The organism is Actinocorallia lasiicapitis (assembly GCF_054778695.1).
In genome coordinates this window covers 1-828 of record NZ_BAAGZI010000831.1, presented here as the reverse complement: position 1 = coordinate 828, position 828 = coordinate 1, and the positions used below count along the sequence as shown (strand labels likewise).

Sequence of the window (828 nt, the reverse complement as noted above, 5' to 3'; positions counted from 1 at the left end):
CAGGATCTCGGCGATCACGATCACGTCATAGACGAGACGTGGCGGTCGACCGGGGAGCACGAGCAGCGATGCGCACGCACGAGGCCAGGCGGCAACGGCGCGTGCCGTCAGGTCGACCCCCTCCCTCGTGCCCTCGGTCGCATCGAGGCGCAACGCCATCCTCGCGATCGCGGCACTGTTGGATCCGTTGCCGCTGGCCAGCTCCAGCACCCGTCCGACCGGTCGGTGACCTATCGCGTGCAGGATCGCGGCACGCTTCACCGCCTCGTCACGGGCGGTGAAGGTGCGCCAGGGATCGTCGTCGCCGGCGAACTTGGCGGCGAACCCGGCAAGATCGATCGGGCTCGTCACTTCGAACCCGGCCGGTAGCGCTCGACCGGACGAGCAAAGGCCGCAAGCTCGTGTCTCGCGATCGTGAAGCCTGCTGGGTCATCGGAAACGGCGCCGAGCTGCGTCCGGTAGACGCGGATCAGGGACCGTTTCACCGAAACTCCCCCGGGCACAGCGATGCGCCATGCCGGTCCGGACCTGTCCGGGCGAGGCGGCCACACGCGGTAGGTCAGCCGACTGGCGCCACCCGGGCATCCGGCTACGGCCGCGGCTACGGCGCGGTGATCGGGATGGTCGTCATCGCAGGCCGGTCCGACGATGAGATCGAGATCCCGGCATCGTGCGACCTGGCGGCGCAGCGCGCGATAACAGCGCCCCGGGATCGAGGGCAACTGGCCATCGGGCAAATTGAGGAACGAGACGTCGCCAGCAACGATGCCGAGACGACGTAGCGCATGAAGGCTCTCACGCTGGCGAGCCGCGACCAGTCGCGTCCTC

At 68.8% G+C, this 828-nt stretch carries 2 protein-coding genes; both read right to left on the bottom strand.

Annotated elements, in window-relative coordinates:
* The coding region (locus ACYVE7_RS34935; RefSeq protein ID WP_460370948.1) for a class I SAM-dependent methyltransferase at window positions 1–351 on the bottom strand (351 nt) is incomplete at its 3' end.
* On the bottom strand, window positions 348–828 hold a 481-nt coding region (locus ACYVE7_RS34930), incomplete at its 5' end, for a PIG-L deacetylase family protein (RefSeq protein WP_460370947.1). The genes ACYVE7_RS34935 and ACYVE7_RS34930, both read right to left, overlap by 4 nt.